The following is a 13,152-nucleotide window of genomic DNA, read 5'->3' on the forward strand; positions in this document are numbered from 1 at the left end:
ATTTTGTTTTCGCGAATTGCGAAGCAATCTCGCGGAAACCTTATGAGATGGGGCGCGGCATGACTCTTGGCGTGATCGGTTTGCTGTTTGGCCTTGTCGGCGTCATGGCGCTTGCGGCAGGGCTGTACACGCCGGACAAGCCGCGCGCGCAGCTTGAGGCGGACTATGCGACGCCGCCTTCGAAATTCGTGTGGGCCGGCGGGATGCGTCTGCACGTCCGCGAGACCGGCCCGGCGGCGGGACCGGCCGTCATCATGCTGCATGGCTTCGGTTCGAGCCTGTTCACCTGGGAAGCCTGGTCGGCCGGCCTGTCCGACGCCTACAGGGTGATCCGGTTCGATCTGCCGGGGTTCGGTCTGACCGGCCCGGACCCGACCGGCGACTATTCGGACGCGCGCGGCCTTCAGGTGTTGACGGCGCTCATGGAGGTTTTGTCTGTCGAAACAGCCGCATTGATCGGCAATTCCCTGGGCGGAAAATGGGCCTGGATGTTCGCGGCCGAAAACCCTCGATGCGTGTCGAAACTGATTCTGGTGGCGCCGGACGGCTTCGCCACGTCGCTGTTTCGCTATGGCCAGAAGAACAAGGCGCCTCTGGTCGCCCGGCTTCTCCCCTATGCCCTGCCGAATTTCCTGGTGCGCAGGATCCTTGCCGCCGCCTTTGGCGATCCCGCCGCGCTGACCAACGCCATGATCGAGCGCTACCGGGACATGATGCGCGCGCCCGGCAATCGCGGCGCCACCCTCGCGCGCATGGAGCAGATTGACGTTGAACGTCCTGACGCCTTGCTGGCCGCCATCAAGGCTCCGACCCTGCTGGTCTGGGGCGACAAAGACATGCTGATTCCAATCGGCAATCTAAGCCATTATCTCGCTCTCATTCCTGGCGGCCGCAGCGTTGTTTTCCCCGATCTCGGCCATCTTCCGCAGGAAGAGGCGCCGGTTCAGTCGCTCGCTCCCGTGCGCGCATTTCTGGACCGGTCGATCTGAATTTGAACCGTCGGCGCGCGAACCGACGATGCAGGCGCCCTGCCCCGTTTGCGCGCATCGGAGTCGCCAAGGAGCCGGCGTATCAGGCCGGCGTCAGCCAACCCGGCAGCTTGACCGTGCTGACGCCGTCCGCGACGATTTCTCCGGTCTGTTTCGTTATGATCGTGGTGATCTTGGCGACATGCTTCGGCAGCAGCGCGGTGATCGTCGCGACCAGCGTGACGGTGTCGTCGATGAAGACCGGCGCGTGAAAATTCACCAACTGGCTCAGGTAGACCGTGCCAAGGCCCGGCATCTGCTCGCCGAGCATTTTGGAAATCATGCCGAACAGGATGCCGCCATGAGCGATGCGCCGGCCAAACTTGGTGTTCTTGGCGAAGGCGTCGTCGACGTGAATCTTGTTGTGATCGCCGGTCAGGTCGGCATAGCCGCGCACCAGCGCGTCATCGATGAGTTGGTGGGAGACGCAGCTCTGGCCGACGAAGAAATCGGAGGCGGGAACGGGTCTGGGGGCGGTGAACATTTTGGGTTTCCTTCGTCAAATCAGGCCACATTGGCGGCGATGATCTCGTCGGGGAAATCCGCCGGGGCGTCGAGCCGGCGCGTTCCAGTCATCTCGCGGAACAGCCGCGCCAAGCGCCCGGAAAGGACGCGATCGCGCGCCGTCGCGAGGCGGAAAGGCCGGTTCGGAATGCAGGCAAGCTGACACATGCAGGTCGTTGAGTCGATACGCAACGCATCGCCGCGCTCCAGGTCCGTTGGCGTCGCGCGGCGCAGTGCGCCGCCTGAGTAGATTCCGTGCCTGTATCGGCCCCGGGAAGCCGCTATTTTTGGCCGCCGGAAACGGTCTGGAGGGTTTGGGTCATGACCACCGACACACGCATCGAAGGATTCGGCCATAAAGTGAGAGGCGCCGCGATGGCGCAAGTCGGGAGTCTGGCTGGACGTCGAGAATTTCTGGCCGATGGCGTGAAGGCGCGCAACGCCGGCGTGAAGCAGAACAGCGCCGGCGGCGACCGGGATTTGGCGCGCGAGGATTTGGCGCCATGAATACCCTTCAGCGCCTTTGGCTTCGGCTCGCCCCCTCTTCCGAAACGGAAGCGCACAAAATATCGGTCGAGGACGACGCCTTCGACCCGCTTGCTGTCAACCCGACGGACGGTCCAGGGTTGACGTCATCCGTCGCATCGCCGTGGTTCTTGAACAACATTCTGTTCATCGCCATGCTGTTGATGGCGCTTGTCGGCGTCATGTTGCGGCTTTCCGTCGGTTATTGGGTCATTCTGACGCCGATATTTGGCCTGATCTCGATCGCGGAGGGATGGAGACATTTCCCTACGCGCAGCGAACGCATAGGGTTGGCTGGCCGGATCGCGGCGATCTGGTGCGCGCTGCTGATGTGCATCTATTTGCTCTATAGCGACAGCATACAGGGTGTCATGAGCCTGAATTCGTTATCGCTCGCCATGATGACATTGCTTGCGCTCGGAACGTTCGTCGCGGGCGTGCAGGCGCGAGTCTGGAAAATCTCCGGGGTCGGCGCGCTTCTGTTCCTGGCTGTGCCCGGCGTGGGATGGCTCAATCAATCGCCGCTGTTGTTGACGACCGTGGTATGCATCATCATTGCGGTTGCCGGAAGTGTCTGGTGGATCAAACGACATCACCCGAACGCCCCGAGCGCTTCGCCTGACGTCGCTCCGCTCGACGATGCGTCGCCCCGAAATTCGTGAGCCTGCAAAATCCGGCGCGGCCATTCGAGCCTCTCGCGTCAATGGCGCGGCAAACCGATTGAGGCGCCGCCGCCGGCCCCTCCGGCGCCGCCGCGCCCAACGGATCGAAAGACGCGCGAATCCACGCTGAGTAGATTCCGAGTCTGCCTCCCAAACGCCCACCGCCTAAGCTTGGCGCAGGAGATCAGACATGCCCCCATTTTCGACATGTTCCCGCGCGCAGGTCAAACTGGATCTGAGCGCGCATATTCCACGCCTGCGCGCCTTCGCGCTTTCATTCTGCGGAAGCGCCGATCAGGCCGACGACCTTGTGCAGGAGACCCTCGTCAGGGCCTGGAGCCATCGTGATTCATTCATCGAGGGCAACCTGTCGGCATGGCTCTTCACAATCCTTCGCAACGTCTACTTCTCCCAATATCGAAAGGGCAAGCGCGAGATTCCCGACATTGACGGCATCCACGCGAGCACGCTCGCCGTCGCGCCCGGGCAGACGTCCCACATGGACATGCTCGACTTCCGGATCGCGCTGGCGCGCCTGCCAGCCAGTCAACGCGAAGCGCTGCTGCTGGTCGGCGCGGCCGGTCATTCATACATCGAGGTGGCGGAAATCTGCGGATGCGCGGTCGGCACGATCAAGAGTCGCGTCAACAGGGCGCGGCAGGCTCTGGCCGAAATGCTGCGGATCGACCCCCTGCCCGACTTGATCGAGACGACGGACGCCACGGGCCGGAAACCCCATCGGGAGACAGAACACTGCGCGGATCCACCCGCGCAACCGTGACGGAACCGATTTACGCGTTGCCGCGGGACTTGCGCATCCGCCGCCGCGCCTCGCGACGATCTCGGAGAGCAAGCTTCCACGCCACAGGTTAAGTAAATTCCGATCCTGTCGCACTCGAATTGCGCGCGCTACCGTGCTGCTTGGACAGGCGCCACCAGCCCCCGACGAAGTCACGAAATGGAGAGCGAAATGCAATTATGTCAAATGGCGCTGGCCGGCGAACCGCGCTTGCGCGTTGTCTTCGAAACCAAGCCCGTCGCGAGGGGCCTTCCGGCGGGCTCGACGCTCGGCGACATCGCCGAATGGATCGGCGACATCGCGCGCAACCACAACGGGCCGGTCCGATCCATCGATGTCAAGATGTCCGCGGGTCGAGCCGCCGCAGCTTCGCCCCTTATGCGATGACGGCGTCGGTGGCCCTCATGCCTTGCAACAGTCCGCGTGATATCGCCGCGACGCCGCCCGTCACCGATGGCCGGGCCAGTCGTAGTGGTCGCGCAGATCCTTTTCGTAATCCCTGTCGACATCGCCAAGCGCGCTCCAGGGCGGACTCGCTTTGACCTGTGCGCGGTTGACGGAGACGCGAATCTCACGGTCGGCCCAGGAGACCTTCCTCACCGCGTGGCGCGAGATCAGCACATGCTTGCCTGACCACCAATGTCCGGTGTCCACGACAAGGTAGGGAACGAACCATCTGACGGTGTCGATCAACAGCGTCTCGACCTTGCCGATGGCGCCGTCGGCGCCAACGATGCGATAGGCGTCGATCGCCACGAGGCTGCGCAAATGGGGATCGTAATCCCGCGCGGCCAGGGCGATGTCCGCGTCGGGCGCGGGGGCGAAAAATGGCGGCGCCGAAAATTTCGCGGCGATGGGATTGGCGCCGAAAGCGTATTCCAGCGTGTTCGGCTCCCAGCCGTAATAGTCGTAGAGATGACGCTCCATCTGCATCGACACCGGCTCATGCCGGGAAAGCGCGGGGCTTTCCTCGACCTGCGCCCGCGTCAGGGCGACGGAGAGTTCGCGCCGCTCATAATCGGCCTGGCCAAGCGCGCCCGGATGCAACAGAACCATGCGTCCCGTCAGCCAGTTCCCGGTATCGACGACCAGCCAGCGCGTCCGCCATGTCCTGTCGTCAAACAGGAAATCGGCGATGGTTCCGATCTCGCCGTCGCGCGATTTGATGGCGTAGCCTCTCAGGGCCGATGCGAACTCCAGCATGGTCACATCCTTTTTTTTTCAAGCCTTCCCGGCGCGTCCGACGATAGGCGGCGTGACGCTTGCCGCGCTAGGATCGGAAACTACTCAGCGAAGATTTCGCTATTCATGCGACGGTTTTCGGCGTCAACTTGCGCAGACGAATGAAGCGGCGGCGCCAGCGGAGGAGCGATGGAAGACCCCTATGACATTCTCGGGGTTGCGCGCACAGCAACGCCCGACGAAATTCGCAAGGCCTACCTGCGGCTGGCCAAGAAGCTGCACCCGGACCTCAATCCCGGCGACAAGACCTCCGAAGGCCGCTTCAAGGAGGTCGCGAGCGCCTATGATCTTTTGTCCGACGCCGAGAAGCGGCGGCGCTTCGACGCCGGCGAGATCGACGCTTCAGGGGCGCAGGCGCCGCGAGACAGATATTACCGGGATTATGCCGCGCAAGGCCACCCCTACGAGAGCGCGGCGGGCTACGCCGACTTCGCCGACACCGACGACTTTGTCGCGGAAATCTTCCGCCGGCAAATGCGGCGCGCGCGCGGGGCGGATCTTCACTACAGCCTGACTGTCGAGTTTCTCGAGGCCATCAATGGCGCGACCAAACGAATCACCCTGCCGGAAGGCGGATCGCTGGACGTGACCATCGCCCCGGGCCTGCAGCAGGGCCAGGTCTTGCGCCTGCGCGGCAAGGGCGCGCCCTCGCCCGGCGAAGGCGAGACCGGCGACGCCCTGGTGGAGATTTCCATCCGTCCGCACCCGTTTTTCACCCGGCATGGCGACAATATTCATCTCGATCTGCCCGTGACCTTCGCGGAAGCCGTCCTCGGCGCCGAGATCAAGACGCCGACGCCCACCGGAGCCGTCATGCTCAAGGCGCCGAAGGGATCGAACACCGGCACGGTCCTGCGGCTGAAAGGCAAGGGCGTCCCCCGCGCCGACGGCAACGGCGATCTCCTGGTCAAACTCAAGATCATGGCGCCAACGGAGCCGAACCCGGAGCTGGAAGCCTTCCTCGCCGCCTGGGCGCCCGCAAACTATCAACCGCGCCGGGAGATGCTGCCATGACCTTGACCAAGCTGGACTTTCTTGCCCGCGCCGATCTCGATCACCCCACGCTCGAACTCTGGATCGAAGAGGAATGGTTGATCCCCAGCGCGACGGCCGATGATCTCGTCTTTTCCGAAGCGGATATTGCGAGGGCGCGATTGATCCGCGATCTGATCGACGATCTCGGCGTCAATGCGGAGGGCGTCGGCGTCGCGCTCCATCTGCTCGACCAGATCCACGGCTTGCGCAGGGCCATGGCCGAAGTGCTGAAGTCGTTCCACCAATATGGCGGGCCGGCCGCCGAAATTTCCGGAAGCGAGAATTAACCTGCGTTTTGGCCTGCCACGCTTTCCGCTTGGCAGGCCTTTTTCCTCGCCGATCAGGCCGGCGCTAGCCAATCCCCTGGATGACTTTGCCTGTTCCGTCACAGCGTTCGCAAGGGTGGTCGGTCGGCTCGCCCGCCTTGTCGACCTGCTTGCCGGTCCCCTCGCATTGGGGACAAACATCCTGGCCGGTTCCAGGCGCGCCCTGCGCGGGATCGTCTTCGGGGGTGTGCTGCCGGAATGGAAGGACTGACTGCACCATGATCTGCTCCCGTTGTTGAAGCTGGAATGACGGTCGCGTGGCGCGACCCTGGTCCCTTCAGAGGCCGCGACCATAGGCGTCGGCTGTCGCGCTCCGAAGGATCGGAAACTACGCACGAGTTTGAAGGCGCGTCGTTCAGAGTCCAGGCGATTCCCGCTCATCGAAGCCGCGACAGGATTGATCGAAGGCGGACAGGGCGTCTTCGAGATAATCCGGCAGCAAGGGAATCGCCATCAGGTATTTGGCGGCGCCGCTCTCGCGTCGCGCGGCCGCGCTTTTGACCGCCGCGCGCCAATCGGAACGTTCGAAATCGCCGCGTCCAATCCAGACGAGGGCGATGAGCGCATCGCGTTCGTCGCTGTCGAGCCCGTCGATGAATTCGACCAGCTCCAGCCGCGTCGGGAGATCGCCGGAATCGGTCAGAACGGCCGAAAATCCATCATCCGTCGCGTTGGAGGCGTCGCGTTGCGCGCCAACGTCCTCCGCCAGGAGTTCGCGGGATTTCGCCACCACGAAACAGACCTTGTCCGTGCCGATTTCCGGCATGTCCGGCTCGTTTTCGCGCAGCATGCCTTCTGCCTTTCAAGGGTAGCCGTCGTTGCGACGGTCGCAGGAAGGGTGGCGGTCGCAGAGGGGGAGGCGACCGCCACGGTCGGAGCAGCGCGATCAAGCCGGACGACCACCGTCGCCGCTCTGGATCGGCGCTCACGACCGCCGACCACAATAGGCCGGGCAAGCCGTCGTGAAAGGTTCGGAATCTACTCATCGCGCAGGGGACAGGTCTTCCCGCGCGAAACAGATCATGGCGCTAGGGACACGCGCTTACGCGATTGCGCCGACGAGGGCGCCAATGCCGGCTGTGACGGCCATGGCCAGCGCGCCCCAGAAGGTGACGCGCGCCGCGCCCGCCGCCGCGTTGGCGCCGCCGGCGCGCGCCGCCAACGCGCCCATGACGATGAGTGAAAGCAGGGAGGCGCCGGCCACGAAGGCGATCAAATGGGCGCCGGGCGCCAGGGTCGCGACGGCCAGCGGAATCGCCGCCCCGGCGGCAAAGCTCGCGGCGGAGGCGAACGCCGCCTGGATCGGCCGCGCCCTGAGCGTCTCGGAAATGCCGAGTTCGTCGCGCGCATGCGCGCCGAGCGCGTCATGCGCCATGAGCTGCTCGGCGACCGCGCTCGCCAGCGCGGGATCGAGCCCACGGCCGACATAGATGGCGGCAAGCTCGCTGTGTTCTCCCTTGTCGTTCACGCGAAGCTCCCGGCGTTCGCGTTCGAGGTCGGCCGCCTCGGCGTCGGCCTGCGAATGCACCGACACATATTCCCCGGCCGCCATCGACATGGCCCCCGCGACCAGACCGGCGACGCCCGCGACCAATATCGCGCCGCGCGCGCCCTGCGCGGCGGCCACGCCCAACACCAGACTCGCGGTCGAAAGCAGCCCATCGTTGGCGCCCAGAACCGACGCGCGCAGCCAGCCGAGGTTTCCCGTGCGATGCCGTTCTCTATGCTTGGCGCGCATGTTCAGGCGTTCCGATGCGGCTGAGGATTGACGGAATTTCGATCGTCGCATCGGTCCGCGCCACGGCAAGACAAGATGGGGCTAAAGGTCGGCAATCGCCGACGCCCATTTCGGCGCTTGCATGTCGGCGGGCTTCTTGCTGTCGATGGCCCCGTCCAGCTCGACATGAAATTCCACCAGTTTGCCTTTCGCGGAACGCCCGAGAATTTCGAAATGGTCCGGCGTTCCCAGCGGCGCGCCCAACACCCTGTAGCCCTCGAGTTTCACCGCCGCGATCGCCAGGCTCGGATCGTGGCTGACAACCGTCTTGTCATGGCCATGCCCGCCCTTGCGAGCGATGAGGATCATCTCGCCGCCCTTCTTCGTGATCGCGGAGACCTTGATTTCCGCGTGCTTGCGGCGGCCCTGAAGCGTCACCTTGTCGCCCTCGCGCAAATCGACGAGGGAGGGTTGCGAACCGAGATCGGCGAGATGCTTGCCATCCTTGTCTTCAACGACGAACCGGCGCGCGAAAACGGCTGTCACGAGTCCGGAAATCGAGGTCTTCTTGTGGTCTTGTTTCATGTCCCATGTCCTTTGAAAGAAAAGAGGATCGCGGAAAGCTCCGCGTGACATTCACGATGTGGTCAGCGTCCATGATCACCGCCGCCGCGGCCGCCGCTCCCGCCGTGGCCGACTCCGCCGCCGTGGCCGCCGCCGCCAGAGCCGCCGCCCGCAGGACCGCCGCCGGCGCCGATATGCCCGCCAGTTGGAGCGATTGGAGCCCCGCCCAGATGGCCGCCAATCCGTCCGCCGATCGCGCCGCTCAGATGGCCGCCGATCGCGCCGCCCAGCCCGCCTGCGCGCGCGCGGGCGCCGGCGCCATTGCCGGGATGGATGCGCCCGCGACCGCCGCCCCAGCCATTCCAGCCGTAACCGCCGCCCCAGCCCATGCCGTCTTCCCAGGCATAGCCGCACCAATACCACCCCGGTCCCTGCCATCCGTTCAGGTACCAGCAGTAATTCTGGCCGCCATGATAATATTGCGCCTTCACCACCAGGCCGGTCTCCGACGCCGCGATGCGCGACGCCAGCGGGGGGCCGGCGATCGCCGCTTGCGCCGAACTCGCGGGCGACAATCCAAGCCCCGCAGCAGCGGCGAGGGTCATTGCTTTGTGACGCGACATGGCCGAATTCCTCTTCTGGACGCCGCGGCGTCGATATGTCCGCGGAACACAGTCCTGAACGTCAGGGCTTGGGCAGAGCCACGATTTTGTCGAGGATTTGCAGCGTGATGTCGGCGCATGTCTTCATCGTCTCGTCGTCGGCGCATTTGACATCCACCATCGCGTCGCCATCCTGAAGGATGAAATGCGCGGCCTTGCCGGGCGGCGGCTTCGGCGCGGCGGGCGGCGCGCCGACCGCCGCTACTGGACCAGCGGGCGCTACTGGACCAGCGGGAGCCCCTGGACCGCCGGGGCCGCCGGGACCGATCACCTGCGCATGAGCCGCGCCCGCCAGCAGGACCAGCGCGACGCCCGAAATCAGATACGGCTTCATCTCGTTCTCCATTTCGACAGCCATGGCGGCGGCGAAACCGCGCATGGACGGTTTCGGCTTCCATCGCCTCGACTATAGAAACGCGGACTGAGCGTGTAAGCCTCGGAAACTACCCAACAGCTCCGCTAATCTTTGGGCGGCTCACGCCGGACCCGGCGGCGACGGCGTATGAAACACGATCTGTCGGGTCTTGCCGCGCCGGCGCTCGACCGCTTCCGCATAGCCAAGCGCGGTCTGGGGTTTGACGAACACCGCGATCACCTCCGGATGCAAGGCCCGAAGCCGCTGCTCCAATTCGCTCACCTTGATTTCAAGGGCGGGCGTCTGCAATTCGTCGGAGAATTCGAGACTGAGCGCGACGGCGATCTGTCGCGGGGCCAGGTGAACGGTCAGGATGCCATTGGCGTGGGCGACGCCCTCCATCTCCCGCGCGATGCGCAGCAGCGACATCACGATGGCGGGATCGGCGGATTCCCCGATCAGCAGGCCCTTGGTCTCGCGCGCGAGAAAGACCGCCGTCAGCGCCAGCACGAGGCTGATGAGAATCGAGGCCACGCCGTCGAGGATGGGGAGGTCGAGCCTGATCGACAGGTAGGAGCCGACCAGGGCGATGACGAGGCCGATCAGCGCGGCGCTGTCCTCGAACACGACCATGAAGGACGGCGGATCCTTGCTGGCGCGCATGGCCTGGAAAAGATCGGAATCGCCCGCTCCGCGCCTGAAACCGCGCAGGGCGATCAGCCAGGTCGCGCCGTCGAACAGCGCCGACAGGCCGAGCACGATGTAGTTCACTTCGGCGAAGGCGATGGGGGTCGGATGCAGGACGTGGGTGACGCCCTCGACCAGGGCGACGCCCGCCCCCAGGGCGAACACCTGCACCGCGACGACGAAACTCCAGAAGTAGATTTCGCGGCCATAACCGAAAGGGTGCTCCTGGTCCGGCGTCCGCTTGGCGCGATGCACGCCGTAAAGCAGCAGAATCGAATTGCTGCTGTCGACCAGCGAATGCACCGCCTCGCTCCACATGGCCGAACCGCCGGTATAGGCCGCCGCCCCGACCTTTATCGCCGCCACGATCAGGTCTCCGGCGATGGAGACATAAAGGACGTTTCGGGTGGCGAGCAGGACCGCCGAACGGGGCGCCATGATCGGCTCTCAGCTTGCCTCGTAAGCGGCGTAAGCGCGCCGCAGGATGGCCGCCGAATGTTCGAGCGCCTTCTGTTCCGCCGCATCCAGGCTCAGGACGAGCACGCGCGCGACGCCGGTTTTTCCGATCACGCACGGCGTGCTCAGGCAGACGTCGCGCAGGCCATATTCGCCGGTCATCAGGGTCGAGACGACGAGAACGGCGCGTTCGTCGCGCAGGATCGCTTCGCAGATGCGGGTCACGCAACTGGCGATGGCGAAACAGGTGTTGCCCTTGAGGGCGATGACCTCGGGGCCGGCGCGCCGCACCCTGGCGAGCAGCTTCTCCCGCGAGGGCAGCGCCCCGGCTTCGGGGAAAGCCGCCAGCGGCGCGCCGCCGACATGGGCCGCGCTCCAGACGGCGACGGAGGAATCGCCGTGCTCGCCGATCACGACGGCGTCGACCGAACGGGCGTCGACATTGAGGCTTTCGCCGAGGATGGAGCGAAAACGCTCGGTATCGATCAGCGTGCCCGAGCCAATCACCTGATTGACCGGAAGACGCGAGTCCCTCTGCGCGACCAGGGTCAGGATATCGACGGGATTGGTGGTGAGCAGCAGGACGCCGTCGAAATGTTGCGCCATCAGCTTGCCGACGCAGGCGCTGACAATCTCGATGTTGGCCGCAAGCAGATCGAGACGCGAGCCGGGGAATTTTCCGGGGGCGCCGACCGTCAGGACGACGATGGCGCTCGCCGCCGCATCTTCGTAGTCGCCCGCGAATATTTTGACCGGCATGCCCAGCGGAACCGATTGCTGAAGGTCCAGCGCCTCGCCCTTGGCGCGGTCCTCGTCGCGGTCGATGAGGACGATCTCGCGACAGAGCCGGCTTTGCAGCAGGGCATAGGCGCAGGTCGTCCCGACATGGCCGCAGCCGATGATGGCGATGCGCGCGGGATGGAAAGGCATGCCGGTTTCCTCTCCGTTCGATTGCCGGGCGGGACATTGTAGTGGAGGCGACCGGCGCGGCCCAAGCGGCCTTGCTCAAAGCCAATAGCACGCGCTGCGGCGTGTGACAAAAGTATCGGAATCTACTCACGTCACGCGCGCGGGCCATCGGCGCGTCGCTTCGGCGGCTCTGACCGTGTTCGCGCTGGCGACGCCGGAAACCGCCGCGATTATTGCGGCGCAGAAATCTTGGGGAAAATCTGGGGGAAGATCTGGGGGAAGATCTGGGGGACCTGGCCGTTGAGTTTCTTCGGCTCCGCCGGCTGGCTTGGAACGTCCGGGGCTGCGGGAATCTTGCCGGCGACATCGCGAATTTCGACCGATTTTACCGATATGCCCCAGTCGGCGGTCTTGCGTCCGATTTCCGCGCGCAGCAACGTGTCCGCCACGTCGCGCTCGGACAGCAGCGCCGCGAGCATCGACGAACCGATCATTTCGCGCGGCGACGTCTGCGAAACCCGGTCGATCGCCTCGCGGTAATCGGTGATGTTCAGCGCCGCCTTCTGGGCGTCTTCCCGCGCGCGGGATGACGAACTTTTGCCAGTTGTTGGCCCTCTTCAAGGCGGCGGCGACGGGCATGGCCGCGAAGATCAGCGCCGCGCCCATGGCCACACAGGCCAGGGTCAAGAACAGGGTGATCGGATTCATGTGTCGCCGGCTCCCGGACGGATCAGTCGCAACCGAACCGCGCCTGCCGCGCGTCGAAAGCAGCAGGCTCGGAAACTACTCACGTCCGGGGCGCCGCGAGGCGCCGCTGAGATGAATTGAACTTTGAGTAATTTCCGAGCCTTACGACGCAGCGATCCCCTCGCCTATCATCGAGGCGATCAAGCGGTCGCGCCGTCGTCGGCGACGCGGCCCGCGACAACTTCTGGAGGCCGGCATGTGCGCGACCCGGGGCGTCAACGGACTGGTCCTGGCCCATGGGATCTCAATGAATCATCGTCAGACGAGGGATCCGACGGCCGGCGACGCACCCTCCACGACGCGCGCGTCGAGCGTTCTGGAGCTGGCGGAGACTCGCGAACATTTCGCGCCGCCGGAAGCGACGCGGCAAATCGCGTCCTGGGTCAACGAAGGCGGAGCCGGTGGCGAGGTCAGGCGATGAAACCGCTCCGCATCCTGGTGGTCGAGGACGACGGCATGGTCGCGTTGACGCTGGCCGAGATGCTCGAAACGCAAGGCCATAACGTCCTTGGCATCGCGACCACGGAATCCGAGGCTGTGGCGGCCGCGCGGGATCTCAAGCCCGAGATGATGATCGTCGACGCCCAATTGCGCCAAGGCGGCGGACTCGGCGCCGTCGATCGCATCCAGCAGGGCGCACGGATCCCTCATGTCTTCATCTCCGGCGACATCCTTCCGATCCGCGCGCTCAGGCCTTGGGCCACGGCCATCCAGAAGCCGTTTTTCGAGGCCGATCTGACTTGCGCCATTCAGCGCGCGCTCGACGCCGCCGCCGCGATCGCCTGAAAATCGCCATACGACGGCGCTAGAGCTTTGCACTCAAGCCTTTCGCGATCGCCAGACGTTTCGCGGGACCGCTGCGGGATCGCCGCGGCGTGAGTAGTTTCCGATGCTGTTGGCGCATGTCTGCAAAGGCTAAGTTGGTCCATTGGCG

The 13,152-nt window shown here is 64.8% G+C and carries 20 protein-coding genes; 8 read left to right on the forward strand and 12 right to left on the reverse strand.

The genetic code is table 11. From position 1 onward, the window contains the following. Positions 1-59: 59 nt before the first annotated feature. Complete coding sequence (locus CCR94_RS17295) at positions 60-989, forward strand: alpha/beta fold hydrolase (protein ID WP_206605854.1); 930 nt, start codon at positions 60-62, stop codon at positions 987-989. 82 nt (positions 990-1,071) lie between these two features. Here the strand turns inward: CCR94_RS17295 and CCR94_RS17300 are convergent, their stop codons facing one another. Together CCR94_RS17300 and CCR94_RS24670 are read right to left on the reverse strand one after the other, a co-directional pair. Continuing rightward, entirely contained in the window at positions 1,072-1,512 is a 441-nt protein-coding gene (locus CCR94_RS17300) for a MaoC family dehydratase (protein WP_104509094.1), read from the reverse strand. Between the two features lie 20 nt (positions 1,513-1,532). Beyond that, positions 1,533-1,724 (reverse strand): hypothetical protein, encoded by a 192-nt coding sequence (locus tag CCR94_RS24670; protein WP_146090073.1) that lies wholly within the window; start codon positions 1,722-1,724, stop codon positions 1,533-1,535. 129 nt (positions 1,725-1,853) lie between these two features. Between CCR94_RS24670 and CCR94_RS17305 the strand changes: the two genes are divergently transcribed. From CCR94_RS17305 to CCR94_RS17320, 4 genes are all read left to right on the forward strand, one after another. Next, entirely contained in the window at positions 1,854-2,039 is a 186-nt protein-coding gene (locus CCR94_RS17305) for a CsbD family protein (RefSeq protein ID WP_104509095.1), read from the forward strand. After that, positions 2,036-2,719, forward strand: a complete 684-nt coding sequence (locus CCR94_RS25535) for a hypothetical protein (RefSeq protein WP_184421539.1) — start codon at positions 2,036-2,038, stop codon at positions 2,717-2,719. Before CCR94_RS17305 ends, CCR94_RS25535 begins: the two co-directional genes overlap by 4 nt. A gap of 190 nt (positions 2,720-2,909) precedes the next feature. Further along, the gene (locus CCR94_RS17315) at positions 2,910-3,500 is read left to right on the forward strand and encodes a sigma-70 family RNA polymerase sigma factor (RefSeq protein ID WP_104509096.1); all 591 of its coding nucleotides are present in this window, start codon (positions 2,910-2,912) and stop codon (positions 3,498-3,500) included. 204 nt (positions 3,501-3,704) lie between these two features. Next, positions 3,705-3,905, forward strand: a complete 201-nt coding sequence (locus tag CCR94_RS17320; protein ID WP_104509097.1) for a hypothetical protein — start codon at positions 3,705-3,707, stop codon at positions 3,903-3,905. 60 nt (positions 3,906-3,965) lie between these two features. On the opposite strand, the gene CCR94_RS17325 is transcribed toward CCR94_RS17320, so the two are convergent. Further along, on the reverse strand, positions 3,966-4,721 hold the full coding sequence (locus tag CCR94_RS17325; RefSeq protein ID WP_104509098.1) for a PRC-barrel domain-containing protein: 756 nt from the start codon (positions 4,719-4,721) through the stop codon (positions 3,966-3,968). A 168-nt stretch (positions 4,722-4,889) separates the two neighbouring features. Here CCR94_RS17325 and CCR94_RS17330 point away from each other — a divergent pair, with 168 nt between their 5' ends. Then, positions 4,890-5,774, forward strand: a complete 885-nt coding sequence (locus CCR94_RS17330) for a DnaJ C-terminal domain-containing protein (protein WP_104509099.1) — start codon at positions 4,890-4,892, stop codon at positions 5,772-5,774. Next, entirely contained in the window at positions 5,771-6,082 is a 312-nt protein-coding gene (locus tag CCR94_RS17335) for a chaperone modulator CbpM (RefSeq protein WP_184421542.1), read from the forward strand. The genes CCR94_RS17330 and CCR94_RS17335 overlap by 4 nt, the downstream gene beginning before the upstream one ends. A 64-nt stretch (positions 6,083-6,146) precedes the next feature. On the opposite strand, the gene CCR94_RS17340 is transcribed toward CCR94_RS17335, so the two are convergent. From CCR94_RS17340 to CCR94_RS25540, 9 genes are all read right to left on the reverse strand, one after another. Beyond that, positions 6,147-6,341 carry a hypothetical protein gene (locus CCR94_RS17340; protein WP_104509100.1) on the reverse strand — a complete coding sequence of 65 codons (195 nt, stop codon included), beginning with the start codon at positions 6,339-6,341 and terminating at the stop codon, positions 6,147-6,149. Between the two features lie 135 nt (positions 6,342-6,476). Beyond that, entirely contained in the window at positions 6,477-6,911 is a 435-nt protein-coding gene (locus CCR94_RS17345; protein ID WP_244594114.1) for a DUF3775 domain-containing protein, read from the reverse strand. 252 nt (positions 6,912-7,163) lie between these two features. Beyond that, positions 7,164-7,859, reverse strand: coding sequence for a VIT1/CCC1 transporter family protein (locus CCR94_RS17350; RefSeq protein ID WP_104509101.1), 696 nt, complete (start codon positions 7,857-7,859; stop codon positions 7,164-7,166). Positions 7,860-7,940: 81 nt separating this feature from the next. Continuing rightward, entirely contained in the window at positions 7,941-8,423 is a 483-nt protein-coding gene (locus tag CCR94_RS17355; RefSeq protein ID WP_104509102.1) for a hypothetical protein, read from the reverse strand. A 62-nt stretch (positions 8,424-8,485) separates the two neighbouring features. After that, entirely contained in the window at positions 8,486-9,025 is a 540-nt protein-coding gene (locus tag CCR94_RS17360) for a hypothetical protein (protein ID WP_104509103.1), read from the reverse strand. Positions 9,026-9,086: 61 nt separating this feature from the next. Further along, positions 9,087-9,443 (reverse strand): hypothetical protein, encoded by a 357-nt coding sequence (locus CCR94_RS25175; protein WP_158254812.1) that lies wholly within the window; start codon positions 9,441-9,443, stop codon positions 9,087-9,089. 96 nt (positions 9,444-9,539) lie between these two features. Beyond that, entirely contained in the window at positions 9,540-10,544 is a 1,005-nt protein-coding gene (locus CCR94_RS17370; protein WP_104509104.1) for a cation diffusion facilitator family transporter, read from the reverse strand. 9 nt (positions 10,545-10,553) lie between these two features. Further along, on the reverse strand, positions 10,554-11,492 hold the full coding sequence (locus CCR94_RS17375) for an L-lactate dehydrogenase (protein WP_104509105.1): 939 nt from the start codon (positions 11,490-11,492) through the stop codon (positions 10,554-10,556). Between the two features lie 209 nt (positions 11,493-11,701). Further along, positions 11,702-12,025 (reverse strand): SPFH domain-containing protein, encoded by a 324-nt coding sequence (locus CCR94_RS25540; RefSeq protein ID WP_338053001.1) that lies wholly within the window; start codon positions 12,023-12,025, stop codon positions 11,702-11,704. A gap of 610 nt (positions 12,026-12,635) precedes the next feature. Here CCR94_RS25540 and CCR94_RS17390 point away from each other — a divergent pair. After that, positions 12,636-13,004 (forward strand): response regulator, encoded by a 369-nt coding sequence (locus CCR94_RS17390; RefSeq protein WP_104509107.1) that lies wholly within the window; start codon positions 12,636-12,638, stop codon positions 13,002-13,004. Positions 13,005-13,152 lie beyond the last annotated feature (148 nt).

Origin of the sequence: Rhodoblastus sphagnicola (genome assembly GCF_002937075.1) — a bacterium.
GTDB classification, from domain to species: Bacteria; Pseudomonadota; Alphaproteobacteria; order Rhizobiales; family Beijerinckiaceae; genus Rhodoblastus; species Rhodoblastus sphagnicola.

Excerpts from the sequence above, each read along its gene's own strand:
- CCR94_RS17370 (WP_104509104.1), bottom strand. The coding sequence starts at position 10,544 with ATGGCGCCCCGTTCGGCGGTCCTGCTCGCCACCCGAAACGTCCTTTAT.
- CCR94_RS17355 (WP_104509102.1), bottom strand. The coding sequence starts at position 8,423 with ATGAAACAAGACCACAAGAAGACCTCGATTTCCGGACTCGTGACAGCC.
- CCR94_RS17300 (WP_104509094.1), bottom strand. The coding sequence starts at position 1,512 with ATGTTCACCGCCCCCAGACCCGTTCCCGCCTCCGATTTCTTCGTCGGC.
- CCR94_RS17295 (WP_206605854.1), top strand. The coding sequence starts at position 60 with ATGACTCTTGGCGTGATCGGTTTGCTGTTTGGCCTTGTCGGCGTCATG.
- CCR94_RS17390 (WP_104509107.1), top strand. The coding sequence starts at position 12,636 with ATGAAACCGCTCCGCATCCTGGTGGTCGAGGACGACGGCATGGTCGCG.
- CCR94_RS17345 (WP_244594114.1), bottom strand. The coding sequence starts at position 6,911 with ATGCTGCGCGAAAACGAGCCGGACATGCCGGAAATCGGCACGGACAAG.
- CCR94_RS17340 (WP_104509100.1), bottom strand. The coding sequence starts at position 6,341 with ATGGTGCAGTCAGTCCTTCCATTCCGGCAGCACACCCCCGAAGACGAT.
- CCR94_RS17360 (WP_104509103.1), bottom strand. The coding sequence starts at position 9,025 with ATGTCGCGTCACAAAGCAATGACCCTCGCCGCTGCTGCGGGGCTTGGA.
- CCR94_RS17315 (WP_104509096.1), top strand. The coding sequence starts at position 2,910 with ATGCCCCCATTTTCGACATGTTCCCGCGCGCAGGTCAAACTGGATCTG.
- CCR94_RS17325 (WP_104509098.1), bottom strand. The coding sequence starts at position 4,721 with ATGCTGGAGTTCGCATCGGCCCTGAGAGGCTACGCCATCAAATCGCGC.
- CCR94_RS17305 (WP_104509095.1), top strand. The coding sequence starts at position 1,854 with ATGACCACCGACACACGCATCGAAGGATTCGGCCATAAAGTGAGAGGC.
- CCR94_RS17330 (WP_104509099.1), top strand. The coding sequence starts at position 4,890 with ATGGAAGACCCCTATGACATTCTCGGGGTTGCGCGCACAGCAACGCCC.
- CCR94_RS17350 (WP_104509101.1), bottom strand. The coding sequence starts at position 7,859 with ATGCGCGCCAAGCATAGAGAACGGCATCGCACGGGAAACCTCGGCTGG.
- CCR94_RS25175 (WP_158254812.1), bottom strand. The coding sequence starts at position 9,443 with ATGCGCGGTTTCGCCGCCGCCATGGCTGTCGAAATGGAGAACGAGATG.
- CCR94_RS17375 (WP_104509105.1), bottom strand. The coding sequence starts at position 11,492 with ATGCCTTTCCATCCCGCGCGCATCGCCATCATCGGCTGCGGCCATGTC.
- CCR94_RS25535 (WP_184421539.1), top strand. The coding sequence starts at position 2,036 with ATGAATACCCTTCAGCGCCTTTGGCTTCGGCTCGCCCCCTCTTCCGAA.
- CCR94_RS17320 (WP_104509097.1), top strand. The coding sequence starts at position 3,705 with ATGGCGCTGGCCGGCGAACCGCGCTTGCGCGTTGTCTTCGAAACCAAG.
- CCR94_RS17335 (WP_184421542.1), top strand. The coding sequence starts at position 5,771 with ATGACCTTGACCAAGCTGGACTTTCTTGCCCGCGCCGATCTCGATCAC.